The sequence below is a fragment of the Arthrobacter sp. R4 genome, from assembly GCF_051365025.1.
Lineage (GTDB): Bacteria > Actinomycetota > Actinomycetes > Actinomycetales > Micrococcaceae > Arthrobacter.
This window is the reverse complement of record NZ_JBLWIJ010000008.1, coordinates 236,209-258,750: the sequence shown is the minus strand read 5'-3', so window position 1 is coordinate 258,750 and position 22,542 is coordinate 236,209. Positions and strand designations below refer to the sequence as shown.

General features: G+C 64.0%; 21 protein-coding genes and 1 tRNA gene. 5 read left to right on the top strand and 17 right to left on the bottom strand.

Translation table 11 applies throughout. The annotated features are described in order from the left end of the window. Positions 1-2: 2 nt before the first annotated feature. Complete coding sequence (locus ACLKOZ_RS05160) at positions 3-1,529, bottom strand: alpha-N-arabinofuranosidase (RefSeq protein ID WP_436473310.1); 1,527 nt, start codon at positions 1,527-1,529, stop codon at positions 3-5. Positions 1,530-2,094: 565 nt separating this feature from the next. Here ACLKOZ_RS05160 and ACLKOZ_RS05155 point away from each other — a divergent pair. Continuing rightward, positions 2,095-2,790, top strand: coding sequence for a GAF and ANTAR domain-containing protein (locus ACLKOZ_RS05155; RefSeq protein ID WP_436473308.1), 696 nt, complete (start codon positions 2,095-2,097; stop codon positions 2,788-2,790). Between the two features lie 96 nt (positions 2,791-2,886). On the opposite strand, the gene araA is transcribed toward ACLKOZ_RS05155, so the two are convergent. From araA to ACLKOZ_RS05110, 9 genes are all read right to left on the bottom strand, one after another. Further along, the gene (gene araA / locus ACLKOZ_RS05150) at positions 2,887-4,407 is read right to left on the bottom strand and encodes an L-arabinose isomerase (RefSeq protein WP_436473306.1); all 1,521 of its coding nucleotides are present in this window, start codon (positions 4,405-4,407) and stop codon (positions 2,887-2,889) included. A gap of 46 nt (positions 4,408-4,453) precedes the next feature. Then, the gene (locus tag ACLKOZ_RS05145) at positions 4,454-5,158 is read right to left on the bottom strand and encodes an L-ribulose-5-phosphate 4-epimerase (protein WP_436473304.1); all 705 of its coding nucleotides are present in this window, start codon (positions 5,156-5,158) and stop codon (positions 4,454-4,456) included. Further along, positions 5,155-6,897 carry a ribulokinase gene (araB, locus tag ACLKOZ_RS05140; protein ID WP_436473302.1) on the bottom strand — a complete coding sequence of 581 codons (1,743 nt, stop codon included), beginning with the start codon at positions 6,895-6,897 and terminating at the stop codon, positions 5,155-5,157. The genes ACLKOZ_RS05145 and araB overlap by 4 nt, the downstream gene beginning before the upstream one ends. 110 nt (positions 6,898-7,007) lie before the next feature. Continuing rightward, positions 7,008-8,030: a LacI family DNA-binding transcriptional regulator gene (locus ACLKOZ_RS05135; protein WP_436473300.1), complete on the bottom strand. Its 1,023-nt coding sequence runs from the start codon at positions 8,028-8,030 to the stop codon at positions 7,008-7,010. Between the two features lie 398 nt (positions 8,031-8,428). Then, positions 8,429-8,653: a hypothetical protein gene (locus ACLKOZ_RS05130; RefSeq protein ID WP_436473298.1), complete on the bottom strand. Its 225-nt coding sequence runs from the start codon at positions 8,651-8,653 to the stop codon at positions 8,429-8,431. Between the two features lie 84 nt (positions 8,654-8,737). Then, positions 8,738-8,950 carry a hypothetical protein gene (locus ACLKOZ_RS05125; protein WP_436473296.1) on the bottom strand — a complete coding sequence of 71 codons (213 nt, stop codon included), beginning with the start codon at positions 8,948-8,950 and terminating at the stop codon, positions 8,738-8,740. 793 nt (positions 8,951-9,743) lie between these two features. Then, positions 9,744-10,355: a hypothetical protein gene (locus ACLKOZ_RS05120; RefSeq protein ID WP_436473294.1), complete on the bottom strand. Its 612-nt coding sequence runs from the start codon at positions 10,353-10,355 to the stop codon at positions 9,744-9,746. A gap of 192 nt (positions 10,356-10,547) precedes the next feature. Beyond that, complete coding sequence (locus ACLKOZ_RS05115) at positions 10,548-11,675, bottom strand: Fic family protein (RefSeq protein WP_436473292.1); 1,128 nt, start codon at positions 11,673-11,675, stop codon at positions 10,548-10,550. 243 nt (positions 11,676-11,918) lie between these two features. Further along, positions 11,919-11,991: transfer RNA gene (locus ACLKOZ_RS05110), tRNA-Lys, on the bottom strand. 224 nt (positions 11,992-12,215) lie between these two features. On the opposite strand from ACLKOZ_RS05110, the gene ACLKOZ_RS05105 reads away from it, so the two are divergent. From ACLKOZ_RS05105 to ACLKOZ_RS05095, 3 genes are all read left to right on the top strand, one after another. Then, complete coding sequence (locus ACLKOZ_RS05105) at positions 12,216-12,875, top strand: hypothetical protein (RefSeq protein WP_337345501.1); 660 nt, start codon at positions 12,216-12,218, stop codon at positions 12,873-12,875. A gap of 267 nt (positions 12,876-13,142) precedes the next feature. Further along, a complete protein-coding gene (locus ACLKOZ_RS05100; protein WP_436473290.1) occupies positions 13,143-13,760 on the top strand; it encodes a DUF47 domain-containing protein in 618 nt (205 codons plus the stop codon). Position 13,761: 1 nt separating this feature from the next. Continuing rightward, positions 13,762-14,778, top strand: a complete 1,017-nt coding sequence (locus tag ACLKOZ_RS05095) for an inorganic phosphate transporter (RefSeq protein WP_337350691.1) — start codon at positions 13,762-13,764, stop codon at positions 14,776-14,778. Here ACLKOZ_RS05095 and ACLKOZ_RS05090 read toward each other — a convergent pair. The 5 genes from ACLKOZ_RS05090 to pstS all read right to left on the bottom strand — a co-directional run bounded on the left by ACLKOZ_RS05090 (position 14,775) and on the right by pstS (position 19,170). Continuing rightward, positions 14,775-14,948, bottom strand: a complete 174-nt coding sequence (locus ACLKOZ_RS05090) for a hypothetical protein (protein WP_436473287.1) — start codon at positions 14,946-14,948, stop codon at positions 14,775-14,777. The genes ACLKOZ_RS05095 and ACLKOZ_RS05090 overlap by 4 nt on opposite strands. A gap of 126 nt (positions 14,949-15,074) precedes the next feature. Further along, positions 15,075-15,854, bottom strand: coding sequence for a phosphate ABC transporter ATP-binding protein PstB (gene pstB / locus ACLKOZ_RS05085; protein WP_337345498.1), 780 nt, complete (start codon positions 15,852-15,854; stop codon positions 15,075-15,077). Positions 15,855-15,897: 43 nt separating this feature from the next. Then, positions 15,898-17,007, bottom strand: a complete 1,110-nt coding sequence (gene pstA / locus ACLKOZ_RS05080; RefSeq protein WP_436473285.1) for a phosphate ABC transporter permease PstA — start codon at positions 17,005-17,007, stop codon at positions 15,898-15,900. Next, a complete protein-coding gene (gene pstC, locus ACLKOZ_RS05075; protein WP_376044445.1) occupies positions 17,008-17,940 on the bottom strand; it encodes a phosphate ABC transporter permease subunit PstC in 933 nt (310 codons plus the stop codon). It abuts the gene before it with no gap. A 111-nt stretch (positions 17,941-18,051) separates the two neighbouring features. Next, on the bottom strand, positions 18,052-19,170 hold the full coding sequence (gene pstS / locus ACLKOZ_RS05070; RefSeq protein WP_436473282.1) for a phosphate ABC transporter substrate-binding protein PstS: 1,119 nt from the start codon (positions 19,168-19,170) through the stop codon (positions 18,052-18,054). A gap of 233 nt (positions 19,171-19,403) precedes the next feature. Between pstS and ACLKOZ_RS05065 the strand changes: the two genes are divergently transcribed. Next, a complete protein-coding gene (locus tag ACLKOZ_RS05065; protein WP_436473280.1) occupies positions 19,404-20,531 on the top strand; it encodes an FUSC family protein in 1,128 nt (375 codons plus the stop codon). On the opposite strand, the gene ACLKOZ_RS05060 is transcribed toward ACLKOZ_RS05065, so the two are convergent. Then, positions 20,528-21,532 carry a Gfo/Idh/MocA family protein gene (locus ACLKOZ_RS05060; RefSeq protein WP_436473278.1) on the bottom strand — a complete coding sequence of 335 codons (1,005 nt, stop codon included), beginning with the start codon at positions 21,530-21,532 and terminating at the stop codon, positions 20,528-20,530. The genes ACLKOZ_RS05065 and ACLKOZ_RS05060 overlap by 4 nt on opposite strands. Then, a complete protein-coding gene (locus ACLKOZ_RS05055; RefSeq protein WP_337345492.1) occupies positions 21,516-22,535 on the bottom strand; it encodes a LacI family DNA-binding transcriptional regulator in 1,020 nt (339 codons plus the stop codon). The genes ACLKOZ_RS05060 and ACLKOZ_RS05055 overlap by 17 nt, the downstream gene beginning before the upstream one ends. Between the last annotated feature and the right edge of the window lie 7 nt (positions 22,536-22,542).

Here is a 22,542-nt window from a genome sequence, read left to right as displayed (position 1 = left end):
CGTTAGGGCTGCAGTGCCAGGCGGATCATGGACCAGGACACTGCGGGCAGTTCCGCCGTGAGCCGCCCGCCGTCGGCCTTGACGCTGACGTTCTCGACGGGCAGGACCGACGTCGAGTCGTCTGCAGTGGCCTGCCAGTACGGGTCCTTGTTGGCGTAAGTGACCGCTTCAATGACCTTGACGTTGCCCAGTCCGGCGACGGCGGCGTCCAGGGTGAGTGCGTCCGTTGCCGAGCGGTTCACGGCGAAGACCACTGCCTCACCCTTGTCGGCGTCGAGCGTTGCCACGGCGGACAATGCAGTGAAGCCCGTTGTCTTGCCGCCACTGACCAGCGGGGATTCGACGGCGAGCTGCAGCACAGTGCCGACGGCGTGGCGGGAGGTCAGCGCGAACGGGTGGAATGTGGTCTGCTTCCACGCCCGGCCGCCCGGTTCGGTCATGATGGGCGCGATGACGTTGACCAGCTGCGCCAGGCTCGCTGAGTGCACACGGTCCGTATTGCGCAGCAGCGTAATCAGCAGGTCCCCGACGACGACGGCGTCCGCCACCGTGTAGACGTCCTCCAGCAGGACGGGAGCCACCGGCCAGTCCTGGCCGCTCGGGGACTTGGACTCGCCGCGGCTCATGTGCCACACGTTCCATTCGTCAAAGGAGATATTAACCTGCTTGTCAGACTTCTTGACCGACTTCACGTGGTCGATGTGGGCCACGATGTCACGGATGAAGGAGTCCATCTTGTGTCCGGCGGCGAGGTGTTCCTGCAAGTCGCCGAAGTCCTCGAAGTACTGGTGCGCAGAGATCAGGTCAACGAGTTCGTAGGTCTCGGTCAGGACCACCCGCTCCCACTCGCCGAAGGTGGGCATGGTGGGTCCGGAGCTGCCGCAGGCCACCAGTTCCAGGTCCGGATCGATCATGCGCATGCCGCGGGCAGTGTCTGCCGCGAGCCGGCCGTATTCGACGGCGTTCTTGTGGCCGATCTGCCACGGTCCGTCCATCTCGTTGCCGAGGCACCACATCTTGATGCCGTAGCCGTTCTCCGCGCCGTTGGCTTTGCGCTGGTCCGAGAACGCAGTGCCGCCGTCGATATTGCAGTATTCGAGAAGGTCCAACGCTTCCTGCGTGCCACGGGTGCCAAGGTTAACGGCCATCATGGTTTCGACGCCGGCTTTGGCGGACCACCTGGCGAACTCGTCCACGCCCACGAGGTTGGGGTCCGTGGAGTGCCAGGCGAGGTCAAGCCGTGCGGGGCGCTGTTCCACCGGGCCCACCCCGTCTTCCCACCTGTAGCCGGACACGAAGTTTCCGCCGGGGTAGCGGACGGTGGAGACGCCCAGCTCGCGGGTCAGGTCCAGGACGTCCGTCCGGAAACCGTCTTCATCCGCTTTGGGGTGCTCCGGCTCAAAGATCCCGGTATAGACGCAGCGGCCCAGGTGCTCCACGAACGCACCGAAGGTCCGGCGGCGGACGGGCCCTACGGTGAAGGACGGGTCGATGGTGACCTTAGCTGCGGCTGACTCTGATGTGCCCACGAAAACTTCCTCGTTTCTGATTTTTCTACAACGTTATAGAAATCAATTGTTAGCGTTGACAGCGAGGTGAGTCAAGGTCTGTTCGGAGATTGGTTCCGGCGAAAGGCGCAAAAAACCCGAGGCGGGCAACAATGCACGCAGAGCCCAAATGTGAGTACTCAGTCACAAAACCAAGTAGTACCTAATCTGAAAAACGAGTACCGGTTACCGTTCTCTCAGCTGCCGTCGAGAACTAGTTTCGACTGAGAGAAGGAACGTGAATTGCTCACTTGGGGGTGTGAGAAAAGGATGCAGGCAGGACCCGAATGCTGCGACTTCCCGGCCCTCATGACCGGGGCACCAAGCGGGGCCGGCGACGAGGAGGTCTTTGAGACCAAGGCCTCTCCCCCAGCCGTCGCCGGCCCTCTGTTCGCGCAATCTGCCCGTGCCTGCGCCACCGCGCCCGGGACCAGCTGACACAGCCATGACGAGTCCGTGTCCGCCTCCTCCGTCCCCCAGCGATGGAGGGCAATCATCCCGCGGCGCCTTCGACGTCCCCGAAATTGACGGCCTGCGTGAAGGCCTCTTGCTCGATCTCGCGACGGGCGCCCAAAGCCTCACGGAATCGCTGGACACGCTGGCCAGGATGGCTGGCGCAACTCTCAGCCAGGCCACGGGTGGCGCTGTCGAATGCGCTGTTGTGCTGCACCACGGCAAGCACACCACGCTTGCGGGCACAGTCGACCATGCCCGCGAGCTGGCGTCGCTCGAACTGGAACTCGGAGAGGGGCCGCTAACGGATGCGCTGGGTACAGGGCTTCCTGTAGCCGCAAACCACATGTCAGCTGATTTCCGCTGGCCGCAATACAGGCGCTACCTGAGGTCCGCCGGCTATAAGAGCATGATGGCGGTGCGGCTGCAACTGGACGACGGCGCGCAGTCCGCCCTGGTGTTTTTTGCCGCCAGAACGGCCGCATTTCCACATGCTGTGGTTGCCGCCGCCCTCGGCTTTGCGGACCTCGCCTCCCGGAGCCTCAGGCTGGTCACGGAGCTCAGGGAAGCCCGGTCATCCGCAGCCGACCTCCGCTCAGCCCTGGAGAGCCGGACCTCGATCGACATCGCCTGCGGCGTCATCATGGCGCAGAACAGATGCTCCTATCGTGAGGCTTTCAGCATCATCTCCAATGCTTCAAGCCACCGGAACATCAAACTCCGCAAGGTGGCCGAGGACATTCTGGACAAACTCCCCGATGGCGCACCCCGAACCCACTTCGACCAGTAGGTGGGCGCTAGGTGTTGGAGTAAGGCCCATTAACTGAAATCAGGGCGCGGTGTTCGCGCGCCCTGACCTCAATTAACCCTGCGAACTACCACGGGCTTAGATTCCGCCAGCCAACTTGTAATAGGCAGCATTCCAGTTCAGGTCCTTCTTGAACTGGCGGATGGTGGTGTCTTCGTCGATGGTGAGGAGTTCGGTTTTGGCGATCTCGGCGAAGTCCTCAAACACATCCATGCCGACGGCGGTGCTGAGCACGGTGTGGTGTGCGGCGCCGGCGGTGAGCCACGCGGCGGCACTCGTGGCGAAGTTCGGTTTCGGCTGCCACAGGGCGCGGGCGACGGGGAGGTTGGGCAGCGGCTGGTCCAGGGGGACGACATCCACGGCGTTGGCCACGAGGCGGAAGCGGTCCCGCATGTCCGAGAGGGCAACCACCACGCCTGGGGAGGCGTCGGCGTCGAACACCAGGCGGACCGGGTCTTCGCGGCCGCCGATACCCAGCGGGTGGATCTCCAGGGTCGGCTTTCCGGCCGTCAGGGACGGGCAGACCTCCAGCATGTGCGCGCCCAGGATCTTCTCCGAGCCGGGCTCAAGGTGGTAGGTGTAGTCCTCCATCAGGGAGGCCCCACCGGGCAGGCCGGCGCCCATCACTTTGGCCGCCCGGACCAGGATGGCGGTCTTCCAGTCGCCCTCGGCACCGAAGCCGTAGCCATCGGCCATGAGCCGCTGCACGGCCAGGCCCGGGAGCTGGCGGAGCGCGCCGAGGTCCTCGAAGGAGGTGGTGAAGGCGGCGGATCCATTGGCTTCGAGGAAGCTGCGCAGGCCCAGTTCGATGCGGGCGCCGTAGCGGAGGGAGTCGTGGCGGGCCGCGCCTGCGCGGAGCTCCGGAACCACGTCGTAGAGGTCCTCGTACTCCGCTACCAAGGTGTCGACGTCGGCCTCCGCGGCGCCGTGCACGGCCTCGGCGAGTTCGTTGACGGACCAGGTGTTGACCGAGACGCCGAAGCGCAGCTCGGCCTCGGTCTTGTCACCCTCGGTGACGGCGACGTTGCGCATGTTGTCGCCGAAGCGGGTCAGTTTCAGGGTGCGGACGGCGGCCCAGCCGGCGGCGGCGCGCTGCCAGACGCCCACCTGGCGGGCCACCTCCGGGTTGGAGACGTGCCCCACCACGGTCTTGCGGGCGATGCCCAGGCGGGACTGGATGTAGCCGAACTCGCGGTCGCCGTGGGCGGCCTGGTTGAGGTTCATGAAGTCGAAGTCGATGTCCGCCCAGGGCAGGTCCCGGTTGGCCTGGGTATGCAGGTGCAGGAGCGGCTTGCGCAGCAGGTCCAGGCCCTGGATCCACATCTTGGCCGGCGAAAAGGTGTGCATCCACGCGGTGACGCCGATGACGGAGTCGTCCGAGTTGGCTTCCAGCGCGGTGCGGCGGATGGCGTCCGAGTCGGTCAGGACCGGCTTCCAGACAATCTTGACCGGGACGGCCGAGGAGGCGTTGAGCTGGTTGGCGATCTCCTGGGACTGGGCGGCCACCTGCTTGAGGACGTCCTCGCCGTAGAGGTGCTGGCTGCCGGTGAGGAACCAGACTTCGTAGCCGTCAAGGGAAGTGTTTGCTGCGGTACTCATGGGTTCTCCTGCAAAAGTAAAAGTTCGGGTGGGCTGACGGGCAGCGTTACTGGCCGTAGACGTTCTGGTAGCGGGCGTAAAGGGAGTCGATATGCCCCTGGTCGATCGGGATCGGCTCGCCCAGCTGGCGCGAAATGTGCACGGTGCGCGCCACTTCCTCACACATCACGGCAGCCTTCACCGCGGAGCGGGCATCCTTGCCGATGGTGAACGGGCCGTGGTTCTGCATCAGCACGGCGGGTGAATTGGAGTTCTTCAACGTCTCCACGATGCCTTGGCCGATCGAGTCGTCACCGATCAGTGCGAACGGGCCCACTGGAATGGAGCCGCCGAATTCGTCGCCCATCATAGTCAGCACGCACGGGATCGATTCGCCCCGGGCGGCCCAGGCCGTGGCGTACGTGGAGTGCGTGTGCACCACGCCGCCGACGTCGGGCATGTTCCGGTAGACGTAGGCGTGCGCCGCGGTGTCCGACGACGGCGACAGCGGCGGGTTGCCCCACTCACCGTCCGCATCGCCATCCACTGGCACCCCATGGAGGTCGGTGACCACCATTTGCCCGGGCGTCAGGTCGTCGTAGGAAATGCCGGAAGGTTTGATGACCAGCAGATCTCGGCCGGGAACTCGGGCCGAGACGTTGCCGGCGGTCCACACCACCAGTTCGTAGCGGGTGAGCTCGGCGTGCAGGGCGCAAACTTCCGCCCGGATCCGGGCAATGGCTTCCAGCGTGTTTGCGGTTGCGGTGCTCATGCGGAGGCTCCAACGGTGGCGGGGGTGGCGGCTGCTGTGCCAGCACTGGACGCTTTGGCGGACCGGCGCGCGATGGCCTTGAGCCGGTGCATCACGTCGTTGGCGCCGCGGCCGAAGTAGTCGTGGAGGGCGCGGTATTCGACGAACAGTTCCTCGTAGGCGGCAACGTTTTCCGGGATCGGAGTGTAAACCTCCCCGGGCTCGGAGCCCATGGCCGCCGCAGCCTCGCGGATGTCGGCGAACTTTCCGGCCGCGACGGCTGCGTGGATGGCCGAGCCCAGTGCCGGACCCTGGGTTGAGCCGATGGTGGAGAGCTGCAGCCCGGTGATGTCCGCGTAGATCTGCATCAGGAGCTTGTTCTTCAGGAGGCCGCCGGCCACGATGAATTCCTTCACCGGCACGCCGGAATCGCGGAAGGCGTCCACGATGGTGCGCGTACCGAAGGCCGTTGCTTCGAGCAGGGCACGGTAGGTGTCTTCTGGCTTGGTGGCGAGGGTCTGGCCCACCACCACGCCGGAGAGCTCGTGGTCCACCAGCACCGAGCGGTTGCCGGAGTGCCAGTCCAGGGCGATCAGGCCGTGTTCGCCGATCCCCTGGCGGGAGGCGAGCTCGGTGAGGTATTCATGGATGCCCAGGCCCTTTTCGGCTGCGGCCTCGTGGTACTCCGGCGGGACGCCGTTCTTGGTGAACCAGCCGAAGATGTCGCCCACACCGGACTGTCCGGCCTCGTAACCCCACAGCCCGTCGACGATTCCGCCGTCCACCACGCCGCACATGCCGGGCACCTCGTGCAGTTCGGTGCCGTTCATGACGTGGCAGGTGGAGGTGCCCATGATGGCCACGAGCTGGCCCGGATCCACTGCCCGGGCAGCCGGGGCGGTGACGTGCGCGTCCACGTTGCCCACCGCTACGGCGATGCCCTCCGGCAGGCCCGTCCACTCGGCTGCCTCGGCCGTGAGGTAGCCCGCCGCATCGCCGAGACGGCCGATCGTGTGTTCGAGTTTGGCGCTGACGAAGTCCTTGAACGCCGGGTTCAGCGCGGCCAGGAAGTCCTCGGACGGGTAGCGGCCGTCCTGGTAGATGCCCTTGTAGCCGGCAGTGCAGGCGTTGCGTACGTACTGCCCGCAAAGCTGCCAGACGATCCAGTCGGCTGCTTCGACCCAGTGGTCCATGGCGGCGTAGGCTTCCGGGTCCTCTTCCAGCAGCTGCAGGCCTTTGGCGAATTCCCACTCGGAGGAGATGAGCCCGCCGTAGCGGGGAAGCCACGATTCGCCGCGTTCCGCGGCCAGGTCATTGATCCGGTCCGCCTGCGGCTGCGCGGCGTGGTGGCGCCACAGTTTCACGTAGGCGTGGGGCCGGTTGGCGAAGCCTTCCAGCTCGTTCAACGGGGTTCCGTCCGCCTTCACCGGCACCATGGTGCAGGCAGTGAAGTCAGTGGCAATGCCGACGACGGCCGCCGGGTCGATCCCTGCGGCAGCGATCGCTGCTGGAACTGCGTTGCGGAGGACGTCGCGGTAGTCGTTGGGAACCTGGAGAGCCCATTCGCCAGGCAGCCGTGCGGCGGCTGCACCTGCCACATCCGCCGGTAGCGCATCGGTGACTACCGCGTGCGGGTAGTCAAAAACCCCGCTGCCGAGTTCCTTGCCATCCCTGACCCGGACCACCACCGCGCGTCCGGAGAGCGTCCCGTAGTCCACGCCAATGACGTAGTTGTCTGTGCCGTCTACTGTGACGTCCATAAAAAGTTCCTCCAATGAGCTGCCGCCACCTCGCGGCCTGCTGTCAATTGTGAGCGCTAACAACATTGAAGTCAAGAGTCCGAAATAGCTCAACGACTACGGCAGCAGGACTACGGGGCCGCGGCGGGTCCTGACGTGCTGGCCCGAAGGACCAGTTGGGGGGTGACAACGGTGGAACTCACGGCGGCACCAGCCTCGATCTCCTTCAGCATGATGTCCATGCAGCGCCTGCCGAGCTCCTCAAAGTCCTGGCGCACGGTGGTGAGCGGCGGAGTGAAGTACCCCGACTCCGGCTGGTCGTCGAACCCAACCACGGAGACGTCGTCGGGAACGCGGACCCCGGCCTCGTTGAACGCCCGGAGCAGTCCCAGCGCCATCTGGTCGTTGCCCACAAAGAGCGCCGTGGCGGTGCGCTTCGCTGCGAGCCGGCGGCCGATCTCGTAACCGCTGCCAGCGCTCCAGTCTCCTTCGACCACCAGATCCTGCGGGAGCCCGGCCTCCTCGAGGGCTGCCCGCCAGCCCTCGGCGCGGAGGGCGCCGTCGATCCAGTCCCCAGGACCCGCCACATGACCAATCCTGCGGTGTCCCAGCTCGATGAGATGCCCGACGGCGAGTTCGGCGCCGCGTCTTTGGTCCACCATGGCGCCACTCACCGCGTCGTTGCCCAGGGATCCGACGGCAACCACGGGCACTCCGGGGTTGAATTCCTCAAGGATCTGCAGGGTTTCGGAGTGCGGCACCAGCACCGCGATACCGTCAACCGATTGGTCCGTGAAGTGCCGCAGGGCGTCGAAAATGGCGTCGCGGCTGACGGAGCGGAGTGCGGCGATGCTGACGAAGTAGCCGGCATCCCGCGCGGCCTGTTCCACTCCCAGCAGCGTGTTGGCCGGCCCGTACTGGGAGAGTTCGCTGCCCAGCACGCCGATGGTCTGCGAGCGCCTGGTCACCAAGCTGCGGGCCGCAGTGTTCCGGCGGTAGCCCAGCTCCGCAATGGCAGCTTCCACTTTTTCCCGGGTGCCCTTGCTGACGTTCGGGTGGTTGTTGATGACGCGTGAGACCGTCTGGTGGGAGACGCCCGCGAGCTCGGCCACGTCTTCAAGGCGCGGCAGTCGCCCGTTGCTGCTTTTTGACATGTACCCATTGTGCCCGGTGCCATGCGCCAACGGTCGATGCCTGATCGAGTAGTGGATGTCCGGCCTTGCCGCCCCGTCCTACGCTTGTCCGCAGATCCGGGCCTTGAAGGGCGGGAACGGCAACAGGGTAGGAAAGCCGGGATTCACGGCAAAGAAAAGTCCCCGGCAGCCTGTTTCCAGGATGCCGGGGACTTGCCACTCTTCGGTGAAAGAGTGGGCCCTGTGGGGCTCGAACCCACGACCCACGGATTAGCTGGCCTGATATTCCGCTGACATCCAATGTCTGCGGAAATCATTGATTTGGCGGGGATTTTTCGGCTTAGGCAACGCTACGGTCATTCGCTGTATTCGGTTGTCTGTCACCGTTTTCGTTGGGCAAACGTTGGGTTTGCCCCGTTCTACCGGCGAGCCTCGCTATGCATGTCCTGGGCCATACTGCGCAGCTCTGAGGGCGTCACCCCTGTCACTCCCCTGCGGGCCACTTCCCTACGTAGTTTGTCCTCGACATTGGCGACTGTGTCCGCGGGCTCGATGCTGACGCTGAGCCCGTCCAGCTTGCTGAGGTTATCCACGAAGTCATTCAGGTCTTTGCTGAGGTCATCGAACCCTGATATTCCGGCCATCACTGTAGTCCTCCCCCTAGAGCCAGCCTGTTGCTGGTGATGAGGGCAAACCTACATCATGCCCCCTGCGGTGCCGGTGCCCTTTTAGCGGTTTACCCGGGGCTGTTTGCGGCGGTAGTCCTCTACGTCGGACCAAGGGATCCGGATCGGGGACGAATGCGCGCCCCGGCCGGTCTTGTACGCGTTCGGGAAATTCCCGGACCTGGCCATCGTGCAGATCGTCTCCGGATGCATCCCCAAGGCTTCGGCCACCCCGGACACCTTCAAATCGCGTTCAATTGGCTGTAATTTCGTCATGGTCAATAACCTATGGTCGGACCTCAACGATCATCGGTCATCCGCAGTGTTCTTCCGCGAGGCTCCCCAAAGTTGCCGAGACTGGTACGGCAGGGTTCCCTTGAGTTACATGCTGGGCGGCCCGCCGTGCCAGCTTTCTCATCATCGAGGGAACGTGTGGATTGGGAACGGGCCAAAGAATATTTACTCCACAGGCCAAGCACGAAGTTTTCCCTGCTCAGGTGCTTATGGGGCATGTCGGTCAGATTTGTATCCACAATGTGTTCCACAGGTTGTGCACAAGGTAAGCCAGCTAGTGCACAGGTTATCCACAGGTTGTGCACAAGGTAAGCCAGCTAGTGCACAGGTTATCCACAGGTTTCGGTGTTGGGCCGCTAGGTGAATGTTGCCGACGTGCCTAGGCTTGTTAACGTCAGCGGCCGGTACCCGTCTGTCTCGCAAACTTGGGGTACCGGCCGATCAAATCACACAGCGCAATGCTGGGTGCTTCGGAGTCAATAGTAGGCAGCCTTATCCAGGCTAAGCAACCGCTGTTGGATAATGGGGGCACTCTGGCATCGCCAGAAAGTAGAAGACGCCCTATGGCGAAGTCATACGAACACAGGCCGTGTAAGTGTGCCAAGTGCACGGCTGTACCTCACCTTTTGAAACAGTGGTCCGGGCCCGCCGCATGCATCGTGGCTCTTGCCGTCAAGGAATTGCTGAAGTAACGGGAAGTGCCCCCCCAGATTGCGCGGGGGCACTTCCTACTGGGGCGGAACCGACTAGAGGATTAGGGAGACGCTCGCCTCGGCTAGGAGGCGTTCACATCACCCGTCACGGTCGCCGCGAGGATGTTCGCTCGCGCCTTACCGAATGCGCCGGGGACGTAGTGCCGCCAAACGTGCGCGGCGGGCGTGTGCTTCTCCACACCGTCCAGCAGGGTCCGCATGTTCCCCGACGTGTCGAACTCGAACGTCAGGGTTACCTGCTGCCTACCCGCGGCGAACTGGGCACCGATGGCGTTGTCCGCAATGGCCCCATCCGTGTAGGTACGCAGGACCAGAGATCCGGCGTTGGAGCGAAGCAGTGCGTACCCCGAACGGATACCCGCCGTAGCGTCGCCGCCACCGGCAGCAATGCAGACGCCCACATAGTCACCCGAACCTGGCTGGTCCAGCGTCACATGGAAATCAAACCGGGCGTAGGCGTTCGCCCCAGCACTGTTGATGGTCGCGACGGGGGTTGCGTCGTCCAACTGGAAGTCCCAGTTGGAGGATGTGCCGTTGATGGTGGAACTGGCGATGTAGCTGCGGCGCGTGGTCTGCGTGATGGCCTTCTGCGCAATCGGGTTATACGTCGGGACGAACGTGATCGACTCAATTTCCAGTAACCCGGTGAGGCTTTGGATGATGAGGTTGTCCACGCCTGGCTGGTAGTCGTGCGCCCGGACGAGGACGTAGCCGCCCGGGGTAGCCGGGATGTTGATGCGGCGAGTGACCTTCGGAGCCGACCAGCTGGGGCACGCGCAGGTCTCTATGACGCAGGATGTGTATATGGGACGAAAGACGGTTCACACAGAAGTGGCGGATGCCTTAGTCCGGGTTGTGAAATTGGCTTAGAACAGTCTCTCCTCGGCTGCTGGCTCCTCGGCCGGCAACTCATCCTCGACGAGGAGACGCATGTAGCGGGTGTTGATAAACAGCCGCTCCCGGCCAACTTTTAGGTCCACAAGGACGCCCTCGTCTTTCAATGCGTTCAACCAGTTGGTCGCGGTTGGCCGCGATACCTTACAGACGTCCATGACGTTCGAAATCCGGCAGTATGGTTGCTCAAACAAGACATCCAAGAGACCGACATGGCCACCACCGTTTATGGCCTTGCTCATCTCCAACTTCATCTCCCCCTGGAGCGCCCTTATCGCATCGATCTTCTTTAGCGTTGAGATCGATGTTTGCCGGACCCCCTCCAGCATGTACTCAATCCAATCTGTCCATGCCCCATCAGCCGTTACGGCCAGCAGTTTCTTGTAGTAGTCGTTCTTGTTGCCGATGATGTAGCGGGAAAGGTAGAGCACTGGCTGGCTTAGCAGGTTGGCTGCCACGAGCATGAGAACGTTGAGAACGCGTCCAGTTCGACCGTTGCCGTCTTCGAACGGGTGAATTGCCTCGAACTGGTAGTGCGCAATGGCCATTCTCACCAATGGGTCGTAACCAGCGCTCGAGTTCACGAACATCTCCCAATCGCCTAACTTCGCATCAATCACCGAGTAGCCCTCGGGCGGGGTGTAGATGGCCGTCTGCATCTCAGAGTTGCCTATGAAAGTGCCGCTTGAATGCCGCAAATCCATAGTGTGCATCTTGATGATGGAGCATACTTCGCGAGCCGTGTTGGTAGTCAGGATCCCCCTGCGGGTGACACTCTCGAAGCCCTCGAACAAGGCGGTCCGGTATCGCAGCGCTTCTCGAGTCGCTGGATTAGCCGAGGACTCGTCTTGTGCATGCATGAAGAGTTCATCCGTGGTGGTGACGATGTTTTCCACCTCGGAGCTGGCCTGAGCCTCAAGGAGTGGAATCGCGTTAATAAGGACTCCGGGGTTCGTCATTGAGAGAGTCGCCTGGTTCAGCGCTGCCAGCGCGGCCCGAGCCTCGATGGCAAGTTTTAGCACGCTGACAGTTTCCACCTCTACCTTTGGCGGTAAGAGTGGAAGTTCGTTATGTGGCTTCTTGGGATCCCAGTTCGACATAGAAAGAAATTATCAACGTAGAGCCGAACATGTAAAGAAATCACGATTTTCTTTAAACGTTCGGAGGATGTGTAAAGAAGTATGCATGGCTTATCCACAGGATCGAGCGTGGTATAGGGGCGGGAGAAGTTACAAAACCAAGAGGGTCGGGGCCCTGTTCATCAATTAGTTGGGTTTCCGTTGGGTTGGGGGCTTAAAACAGAAGCAGGCCAGAGGCTAAATGCCTCTGACCTGCGCCGCGGGTGGGCCCTGTGGGGCTCGAACCCACGACCCACGGATTAAAAGTCCGATGCTCTACCAACTGAGCTAAAGGCCCCAACTGACCGTCAAAAGAGCCGATCAGCCCAGTCCATTTCTGGACGTTAATACTGTACCCCAGACCGGGGGCTGATCCGGCACGCAGGTGGGCGCCGCCGTCGTACGCCGACACTGCCGTTTCCCGCCGTGCTTTTCCGGCACTGGTTTCCAGCTCCCCGACGGGGCCCGCATCCCTTCCGGGACGCACTCGATTCCCTTTGGGCACAGGAGTAGCGTGGGGGCATGAGCGAGCAAACAGGACCCAGTCACTACGGCGGAGCCAACCGGCATCACAAGCCCAAGCCTTTCGCCCCCATCGACTTTGAGCCGTTTGCCGGGGGGCCGGATCCCGCACGCGTCTCGGAGGCTGCACACCTCGCCGCGCAGGCACTGGTGCGCCACGGACGCGACAGCGACGACCCCGTCATCACCGAACGGCTGGTCAAGCTGACCGATGAACAAGGATTGGAAGCCATCGCGGAGATGTGGGCCGAAAGCCCGGCCCGGTCCCTGCCCGGCGCCCTCTGGCGGCTGTACGCCCTGCGCGCCGCCACCGTCCAGGACCCGGAGAGGATTTCGGTCTACTTCCGTGCCGGCAAGGACACCGCGCAGGTGTCCAACGTGGTGGCCGGCGCCGCCGAGCCGCCCGGTGCGGATGAAATGCGGACCATGGCTGATGCCATCCTCTCGGGGGCGTTCGACGGCGAGTTCGACGTCGCGCTGGAACGTTCGGCCGCGTTCTGCCGGGTCGTGGCGCTCGGCCAGGCGACCATCGCCGACGGTGCCGAGCACGGCAACGAGGCCCACGCGAGCAAGCTCACGCGCAACTCCCACCAACTGGTGAAGACAGCCGAGGACCTCGAACATGCGGCGAACGCCTGGCGCCTGGGCGAGCTGGACTGACCCCAGAAGGCCGGATCTGTCAATGTTGACTTGGGCGATCCAACGTAGTTCACTGAAACTGGTGTCGAACCGCGAAACCCCCGGGCTTCAACATTTAGCCGCCTAGAGCGGCCTACCGCCGAGAGGCGTATCCGGTTCGGCACCATTTTTATGCCATTTTTTCGGCGCCCCGTAACCGCCCGGTAGAGTAATGGTCAGTTGCGGGCTGCGGTCAAGTCACAAAGCCGGCTTCCCCATCCCAGTACATTTCCCGGAGACGGTACCCACGTGAAGCTGCGCCTTTTTCCCCAGGAGCCCGCCGGGCTGAACCTCCTTTCAGAGATGGCACGCCAGATCGTCCTGGCCACCGCCACGCTCGCCGAGATCCTGGGCGTCCCGGCAGCCGAGCACGGCAAACTCGTGGAGGACATGCACAACCACGAGGCCAAGTCCGCCGAACTGCATTTCGCCCTGCTCACCCACATGCGCACCAGTTTCGTGAACCCCCTCCCCCGCGAGGACATGTACGCGCTGTCCCGCTACCTCAACGAGGCCATCGAGAAACTCGACGCCGCCGCAGAACTGGTGGCCCTGTACAAGCTGGAGCGCCTCCCCAAGCGGGCTGCGGAGCAGTTGGAAATCATCAGCCGCCAGGCCGAGCTGACAGTGGACGCCATGCGCCGGCTGAACAACCTTGATGACCTAGAGGACTACTGGATCGAAATACTGCGGCTGGCCAAGCGTGCCGAACGCACTCACCGCGTCTGGGTGGCAGACATGATTTCAGACATGAAGTGGGCTCAGTATTCCCGCAACCGGGACATCGCCAACCAGCTCGTTGAAGTCACCAAGGACATGCGACGCATCGCCACCCAGGTGGGCAGCATCATCGTCAAGGAATCCTGAGGTGACCGCAGCCATCTTCGCCGCGGTGGTGCTGCTGACTGCGGCGTTTGCTTTCCTCAACGGCTTCCGCGACGTCTCCAACTCCGTGGCACTCACTGTCCGCACACGGGCACTCACTCCCAGCGTCGCCGTCCTGCTGGCGGCCTTCTTCAACTTCCTCGGCGCCCTGCTCAGTGCCAGCCTGGCAGTGGCCGTGAGCCAGCACTGGATCACGCTCCCCGGCGGCGCCAACGGGCTCAGTATCCTGGTTGCCGGGCTGGCGAGCGCCTGCGGCTGGGGCATCCTGATGTGGTGGCGGGGAATACCGTCCTCCTCCACGCATGCGCTCGTGGGCGGACTCGCCGGTGCCGGCCTGGCCAGCCTTGCGGTGGGCGGCGGTGCGGTGGGCGGCGTGGACCAGTCGCTCCTTTTCCAGGTGGTCCTGCCACTGCTGCTCTCCCCGCTCGTTGCTTACAGCGGAGCCTTCCTCCTGGTCTACCCGGCCACCTGGGCGGCACGCTACGCCCAGCCCAACGTCATCAACACCCGCTTCCGCCGCAGCCAAGCCATCGCGGCCGGCGCCGTCGCCTTTGGCCACGGCCTGCAGGACGGGCAGCGCGTCAGCGCAGTCCTCCTGCTCGCCCTGCTGGCCAGCGGCTATGCCGACGGCGGCACCATCCCCGTGTGGGTGGCACTTCTTTCCGCCGTGATGATCTCAGCCGGAACACTCTTCGGCGGCTGGCGCATCTCCCACACCATCGGCTACAAAATCACCCGGATTGACCCGCTGCGGGGTTCCGTGGCGCAGATCTTCAGTGCAGCGATCCTGTTTGTGGGGGCCATCGGGCTGCACTGGCCTGTGTCCACCACGCACACCGTGACTGCTGGTGTGCTGGGCGCCGGCGAGAACCAGCACTTCTCCGTCACCAACCGGAAACTGGTGATCCGGATCCTCGCGCTGTGGGTGCTGACGCCGGCTGCGACGGCGGCCGGTGCCTTTATCCTGGCGCTGGCGCTGTCACCGCTGGCTGACTCCTAGGCCCTGACCGCCGCATCGATTGCTCCATGGGCGCCCTTTTGAGGCGTCAAAAGGGCGCTGGTGGAGCAATCGATGGTGGGGTGGGCACCCCACGCCACCAGGGTTCCCTGGTCTGAGCCAGGCCAGTAAGAAGCCCCGGACCAGTTCATGTGGTCCGGGGCTTCCTGCATATCGCATCGATTGCTCCGTGGCCGCCCTTTTGGGGCGTCAAAAGGGCGCCAGTGGAGCAATCGATGGTGGGCCCACAGCCGCAGGGGTCCCCGGGAGAGCTTGCGAGCCTGGGAAGCGGCTGGGGACTACCCGAAGCGGCCGGAGACGTAGTCTTCCGTGGCCTTCACCGTGGGGTTGCTGAAGATCGTGTGGGTGTTGCCGAATTCGATCAGCTTGCCCGGCTTGCCCGTCCCTGCAATGTTGAAGAACGCCGTCTTGTCCGAGACGCGTGCGGCCTGCTGCATGTTGTGGGTCACGATCACTACGGTGTACTGGTCCTTGAGCTCGTTGATAAGGTCCTCAATGGCCAGGGTGGAGATCGGGTCCAGGGCGGAGCACGGCTCATCCATCAGGATCACCTGCGGCTCCACGGCAATGGCGCGGGCGATGCACAGGCGCTGCTGCTGTCCGCCGGAGAGCCCGGAGCCCGGCTTCTCCAGCCGGTCCTTGACCTCGTTCCAGAGGTTGGCTCCCTGCAGTGAGCGCTCCACCAGGGCATCGGCCTCGCCCTTGGAGATCTTCTGGTTGTTCAGCTTCACGCCCGCCAGCACGTTGTCGCGGATGGACATGGTGGGGAAGGGGTTGGGCCGCTGGAACACCATGCCGATCTGGGATCGCACGGTCACGGGATCGACACCGGGGCCGTAGAGGTTGTCCCCATCAAGCAGGACTTCGCCTTCAACGCGGGCACCCGGGAGGACCTCGTGCATGCGGTTCAGGGTCCGCAGGAACGTAGACTTTCCGCAGCCCGAGGGGCCGATGAACGCCGTGACGGACTTGGCTTCGATGTTGATGCTGACGTCTTCCACGGCGAGAAAATTGCCGTAGTAGACGTTCAGGTCCTTGACGTCGATGCGCTTAGACATGGTGTTCCTTCACTTGCTGGGGTACGGATTAAGTTTATGCGGCCTAGCGGCCGGTCTTGGGGGCGAACACCCTGGCGATGAGCCGGGCGCCGAGGTTCAGCAGCATCACCAGGAGGATCAGCACCAGGGCCGCGCCCCAGGCCCGCTGCGAGGACGGGTCCGGGTTGGCCGGTGAGGTGGGGTTCAGGATCTGGGTGTAGATAAATGTTGGCAGCGAGGCCATCCAGCCGCCGAACACGTTGCCATTGATGCTCGTGGCGAAGCCGGCGGTGACCAGGATGGGTGCCGTCTCACCGATGACGCGGGCGATGGCCAGGGTGACGCCGGACGCGATGCCGGAGATCGCCGTCGGAATGACCACCTTGAGGATGGTGCGCCACTTGCGCACGCCCAGGGCGTAGGCAGCTTCGCGCAGCTCGTTGGGCACGATCTTCAGCATTTCCTCGCTGGATCGCACCACCACGGGAATCATCAGGACGGAAAGCGCGACGGCGGCCACGGCACCGGTCTTGGTGCCCGGTCCCACCACGGCAAAGAAGAACGCCGCGGCGAAGAGGCCCGCAACGATGGAAGGGATACCGGTCATCACGTCCACGAAGAAAGTGATGGCCCGGGCCAGCCGGCCGTCGTTGCCGTACTCCACCAGGTAGATCGCGGTGAGCAGGCCAACAGGCACGGAGATGATGGTGGCCAAAATCGTAATCTGCACGGTGCCCAGCAGCGCGTGGTAGATGCCGCCCAGCACTGGAGCGCCTTCTTCGACGGCCCGGTTGTCATAGACGCCGGTGACGCCGTTCATGGAGCTGCCGAGGAACCCGGGCGTGATGAGGCCGGGGATGCCGTTGGCCAATACGGTCCAAATGACGGAGATCAGGGGCAGCAGGGCGATCAGGAAGGAGCCCACCACCAGGCAGGTGGCCAGTTTGTCCTTCGCCTTGCGGGCTCCTTCGACGGCGGCGCTCCAGCCCACCAGGCCGGCGGCGAACAGGATGGCCGAGACGATGCCCCAGCCGAAGGCATTGAAGCCGATCAGGGCGAGGATGGCGGCACCGGCCACCAGGGCAAGCGCCAGCACCACGTAGGGCGCGTACTTCGGCAGCTGGCCTTTGGTGAGCGCTGAGCGCTTACGGACCGGGGTAAGGGTGGAGGTCATTTAGTTGGCTCCCGAGAATTCTTTGTGCCGGGTGATGATCCAGCGGGCGATCATGTTCACGCCCAGGGTGATCACAAACAGGACCAGGCCTGCGGCGATGAGGGTGCTGACCTTGAGCCCGCTGGCTTCGGGGAAGTTCAGGGCGATCTCGGCTGCGATGGTCTGGTTGCCGGACTGGATCAGGCTGGCGGTCAGGGCGCCGGAAGAAAGGACCAGGGCAACGGCCATGGTTTCGCCGAGGGCACGGCCCAGGCCCAGCATGATGGCACTGATGATGCCGGGGCGGGCGAAGGGCAGCACAGCCATCTTGATCATTTCCCAGCGCGTCGCGCCCAGCGCCAATGCCGCTTCTTCGTGGAGCTTGGGGGTCTGCAGGAAGATCTCGCGGCTCAGGGACGTAATGATGGGCAGGACCATGACGGACAGCACGATGCCGGCAGTGAGGATGGTCTTGCCGGTGGCGGACGCCGGCCCCTGGAAGATGGGCAGCCAGCCCATGTTGTCCGCGAGCCAGTTGTAGGCCGGGGAGATTTCCTTGGCCAGGAAGGCAGCGCCCCAGGCACCGTAGACCACGGAGGGGATAGCAGCCAGCAGGTCGATGACGTAGCCCAGCCCGGAGGCAAGCCGGCGCGGTGCGAAGTGTGAGATGAACAGTGCCACGCCGATGGAGATGGGAGTGGCGATCACCAGCGCGATGGCAGCGGCGATCAGGGTGCCGATCACGATGGGCCAGATGTAGGAAAAGAATCCCTCTCCGCCCTGGATCTCGGCGGCCGGTGCGGTGAGCGCAGGGATTGCCTGCACCACAAGGAACAGCGCAACGCCGAACAGGACGGCAAGGATCAGGCACCCTGCGGCCAGGGTTGCTCCGGAAAAGATCTTGTCCCCGGCGCGGCCTGCGCCCTGGGAGCTTTTCAGGGAGGTGACGGTCATTCCCGACCCTTCGGTTGAGGTGGTGCTTGGGAAGCGTAAAGCGATGGGGTTACAAAGCCGAGTACCCCGCCCCGCCTCTCGGCGTGGCGGGGAACTCGGTCAGGGCAGGTGCTAGGACTTGACCTTGATGCTTTCAATGGCCTTCGTGGCCTTCTCGGCGAGGGCCGAAGAGAGCGGCGCGGACTTGGCGGAATCGGCGGCAGCCTGCTGGCCCTCCTCGGAGACAACGTAGTTCTCGAAAGCCTTGACCAGGTCTACGGTTTCCTGCTTGTCATAGGTGGAGCAGACAACGTGGAAGGAAACCAGGACGATCGGGTAGGCGCCTTCGATGCTGGTCTTGCGGTCCAGCTTGATGGACAGATCGTTGGCCGAGCGGCCTTCGACGGCCTTGCCAGCGTCAACTGCCTTGGCGGCGGCGTCGGCGGAGATCTTGGTGAAGGACTCGCCAACCTTGATCTGGGCAACACCGAGCTTGCCGCTGACGGCAGAGTCATCCGCGTAGGTCACGGCGCCCGGGGTGTCGGTAACGGTCTTGACCACGCCGGAGGTGCCCTTGGCGTTCTCGCCCTGCAGGGTTGCCGGCCAGATGCCAGCGGCCTTGTCGGTCCAGACCTCGGGAGCAGCTGCTGCCAGGTAGTCCGTGAAGTTGGTGGTGGTGCCGGAGTCGTCAGAGCGGTTCACCGGGGTGACCTTCAGGTCCGGGAGGGCCACACCTTCGTTCAGGGCCGCGATGGCGGGGTCGTTCCAAGTGGCGATTTCGCCACGGAAGATCTTGGCCACCGTGGCAGCGTCGAGCTTGAGTTCGGTGATGCCCGGGAGGTTGAAGGCAATGGCGATCGGAGAAATGTAGACCGGGATGTTCAGCGCGCCGTCCGGGCCGCAGATGGTCTTGGAGGATGCGTATTCCTCATCCTTCAGGTAGGCGTCCGAGCCGCCGAACTGGGCCGAGCCGTCCAGGAGTGCCTTGCGGCCTGCGCCGGAACCGTCCGGGGAGTACTGCACAGTTGCGCCCTGGTTGGCAGCAGCAAATGCGGTCTTCCAGGCATCCATGGCTGCGCCTTGCGCCGAGGAGCCGATGCCGGTGAGCGTGCCGGTGACCTTGGGGCCGGCGGACTGGCTGCCAGCGGGCGCTGCGCCCGTGACCTGGTCTGAACCGCAGGCGGTGAGCGCGAGTGCGCCGGCTGCAATAACAGCGATAGCCGCGTGGCGGCCGAAGCGGAGAGCCTTCACTAGATGTACCCCTTCCAGGGTTATTCAGTTGCGGGCAGGGCCGGAGACGCCCTGCAGCGCGATGCGTACGTTCTGTACCTTCATTGAAGTTATGGGCCGCAGGTAACGGGATGGGCTGTCCAAAGTGAACGGGAAATTAACGACGGCGGGATATTGGCTTACATGTGCAGCGTCACCATTGCGCAGATCACATGTCCGGCCGTAGTGCACCGCCGGTGAATAGACTTGAACGCATGGCCATTTCTGCGGGACTCTCAGCAAGCGGGCGATTCCTGCGCGGCCGCATCCGCACCGGCCTGATCCGTAGCCGCAACTCACTGTTTCCCGCGGTCCAGATGACCGGCTGTGCCGTGGGGGCCTATGCGTTCGCCGAGTACGTGCTGGGGCACTCGGGTCCGCTGTTCGCGGCGACATCTTCGCTGATTGCGTTGGGCTTCTCCCGGGAGCCACGGCTGCGCCGGGTGGTGGAGGTGGGGCTGGGCTGCACCATCGGCATTGCGGTGGGTGATCTGCTCCTGCACTGGCTGGGCGGCGAAATCTGGGTTGCCGCCGTCGTACTCTTTGTCTCCATCCTGCTGGCACGCTTCCTGGACAGCGGCAACATCTTCACGACGCAGCTGGGCCTGCAATCGCTGCTGGTGGTGCTGCTGCCGGCGCCGGCCGGCGGGCCGTTCACGCGCAGCATCGACGCCATCATCGGCGGTCTGTTCGCGCTGCTGGTGACCATCCTCGTGCCCAAGGATCCGCGCCGGGAGCCCCGCAAGGATGTCCAAAACCTGCTCCATGAACTGGCGGAAGTGCTGCGGGAATGCGCCACCGCGCTGACGAACAGCGACTCCACCCAGGCCTGGCATGCGCTGATCCGGGGCCGGAACTGCCAGCCGCTGGTGGACGCGATGCGCCATTCCCTGCGCGCTTCCGGGGAGGTGGCCACGCTTTCGCCCGCTTACCGCCGCCACCGCGACGAGCTGGACCGGCTGAAGCAGTCACTGGACTTCATCGATCTCGCCCTGCGTAACAGCCGCGTTTTTGCGCGCCGGCTGACCAGCGCCATCAACCATGCCGCACTCTCGGATGAGGCTACTGACAACATCGCCGGGGTACTCCAGGACACCGCTGCCGCCATTGATGAGCTGTCGCTCGGCCTGGCGGAAACGCACGACGGCGCCCGCCGCGCCCACCTGCGCACCGCCCGGCAGGACCTGAGCGAGATCGCCCTGCGCCTGCACCCGAAACTTCTGGAAGTGCAGCGGCTGGAGGGCGAGACCGTGGTCATGCTGTTCCGGCCGCTGATGGTGGACCTGCTGGAGGCTACGGGGATGGATTCACGCGAAGCACGGGACGTCCTGCCAGGGCTTTAGCGGTCGTTGGCGTAGTGCACGCCCAACTGGTCCCTGACACTGTCCAGAAGCCCCATGATCCGCACGCTTTCGTCCCAAGGCATCAGGGGACTCTCCAGAAGACCCGCCCGAATGCACCGGGCAGCTTCCCGCAGCTCATGGATGAAGCCTTCGGCCTCCTCCGGGAACTCCTCGACGCGGACCACGCCGTCAGCGCCTTGGTATTCGATCCTGCGCGGGCGGTAGAGGGGTGAACCGGTGCGTAGCCAGCCCTGCGTGCCACTGATGGTGACGGTGCCAGGGCTGCTGGACTGCAACGAGGAGACCAGCTGGGCAGTGGCGCCGTCCGGGTACTCAAGGGTCACCGTGTTCTGGAGGTCTATCCGGTCATGGTTCAGCAAGCCCGCCGCGGTGACCTTCGTGGGAAATCCGAGCACGCTGACGGCCCACGTCAGCGGATAGACAGTGAGGTCCAGGAGGGCGCCGCCGCCGGCCGCCGGATCAAAAAGCCGGCTGTTTGGGTCATAGGTGGCCGCGAAACCCAGATCGGCCTGAACCCACCGGACAGCGCCGATTCCCTTGCCCCGGACCACTTCCAGTGCCCGTAGGGTCGCCGGCAGGAACCGGGTCCACACTGCCTCCATCAGGAACAGTTTCCGCTCCCCCGCCAGCTGTGCCAGATCGCGGGCTTCCCTGGCGTTGACTGTTAGGGGCTTCTCGCACAGGACGTGTTTTCCGGCTTCCAGGGCAGCTTTGGCAACCTCAAAGTGCTGGGCGTGCGGCGTGGCGATGTAGACCACATCCACCAAAGGATCGCCGAAGAGCAGATCGTAACCTTTGCCGGCAGGCCCGTCATGGTAGCTGGCCGCGAAGCCGTACTGCCCGGCGAACTCCTTCGCAGCGGCCGGGCTGCGCGAGCTCACTGCATGCAGGACAGTGTTTTCCAGGAGGGCGAGGTCGCGGGTGACGCGGTGGGCGATCCGTCCGGTGGCCACCACGCCCCAGTTAAGAGGCCGAATCACGAATCACCAGCGACGTAGGGATCTGGGTGACCCGGTCCGTGGGCTTCCCTTCGATGAGGTCGACCAGGATCTCGGCCATCTTCTTGCCCATTTCGATGATGGGGTGATGCACGGTTGTCAGTTGGGGGTTCACGGATGTGGCAAACGAGTCGTCGTCGAACCCCACTACCGCAACGTCGTCGGGAATCCTTATACCGCGCTCCTGGAGGACTGTGTAGGCCCCGGCAGCCATTTGGTCGTTGGCCACGAAGAGTCCGTCGATGGGTTTGCCGCGTTCAAGGAGCCGGCGCATGGCCTTGGCGCCGGAAGCGAGGGTGAAATCGCCATATTCCGCCAGGGAGTCGTCCAGGCCGGACGCCTCCAGGGCCTTCCTCCAGCCGTTGATCCGGTCGACGCCGGGCGGCATGTCCTGCGGTCCGGCGATCGTAGCGATATGCGAACGTCCGCCCTGGATCAGCAGGCGGGTAGCACCTTCGGCGGCTGCCTCATTGTTCACGTCCACGTAGTAGCTTCCGCCCTCGCCCAGCGGCCTGCCCGCGAACACCATGGGGATGTGGTCGCTGACGTGTGCCCAGGAGCGGTCCCCCGCATGGTGGGAGACCACCAGCGCACCCGCAACATTGCCGCCGAGCAGGAAAGCCCGGGTCTTTTCCGGCTTCGCTTCGGAGGCAATGACCATGTTGAGGGTGTAATCGGTGTCTGCGAGATACAACGCCACGCCTTGGACCACGGAGGCGAAGAACGGGTCGGCGAAGACCTTCGACGTGGACTCCGGCACGATCAGGGTCACTGAGTTGGGTTTCCGGCTGGCAAGGGACCGGGCCGCGCGGTTGGGCGTGTAGTTCACGGCGAGGATGGCTTGGCGGACCTTCGCGGCAATGTCCTCGTCCACGCTGGGCACGTCATTGACCACGCGCGAGACCGTAGCGCGGGACACGCCCGCCAGCGCAGCCACCATTTCCAGGGTGGGCGCCGGCCGGCTTCCGCGTTGATCTTGCTTCACTTCTTCG

Coding starts and splice junctions, on each gene's coding strand:
- araA (WP_436473306.1), bottom strand. CDS start 4,407: ATGAGTACCGCAGCAAACACTTCCCTTGACGGCTACGAAGTCTGGTTC.
- ACLKOZ_RS05145 (WP_436473304.1), bottom strand. CDS start 5,158: ATGAGCACCGCAACCGCAAACACGCTGGAAGCCATTGCCCGGATCCGG.
- araB (WP_436473302.1), bottom strand. CDS start 6,897: ATGGACGTCACAGTAGACGGCACAGACAACTACGTCATTGGCGTGGAC.
- ACLKOZ_RS05135 (WP_436473300.1), bottom strand. CDS start 8,030: ATGTCAAAAAGCAGCAACGGGCGACTGCCGCGCCTTGAAGACGTGGCC.
- ACLKOZ_RS05130 (WP_436473298.1), bottom strand. CDS start 8,653: ATGGCCGGAATATCAGGGTTCGATGACCTCAGCAAAGACCTGAATGAC.
- ACLKOZ_RS05125 (WP_436473296.1), bottom strand. CDS start 8,950: ATGACGAAATTACAGCCAATTGAACGCGATTTGAAGGTGTCCGGGGTG.
- ACLKOZ_RS05115 (WP_436473292.1), bottom strand. CDS start 11,675: ATGTCGAACTGGGATCCCAAGAAGCCACATAACGAACTTCCACTCTTA.
- ACLKOZ_RS05105 (WP_337345501.1), top strand. CDS start 12,216: ATGAGCGAGCAAACAGGACCCAGTCACTACGGCGGAGCCAACCGGCAT.
- ACLKOZ_RS05090 (WP_436473287.1), bottom strand. CDS start 14,948: ATGCAGGAAGCCCCGGACCACATGAACTGGTCCGGGGCTTCTTACTGG.
- pstB (WP_337345498.1), bottom strand. CDS start 15,854: ATGTCTAAGCGCATCGACGTCAAGGACCTGAACGTCTACTACGGCAAT.
- pstA (WP_436473285.1), bottom strand. CDS start 17,007: ATGACCTCCACCCTTACCCCGGTCCGTAAGCGCTCAGCGCTCACCAAA.
- pstC (WP_376044445.1), bottom strand. CDS start 17,940: ATGACCGTCACCTCCCTGAAAAGCTCCCAGGGCGCAGGCCGCGCCGGG.
- ACLKOZ_RS05065 (WP_436473280.1), top strand. CDS start 19,404: ATGGCCATTTCTGCGGGACTCTCAGCAAGCGGGCGATTCCTGCGCGGC.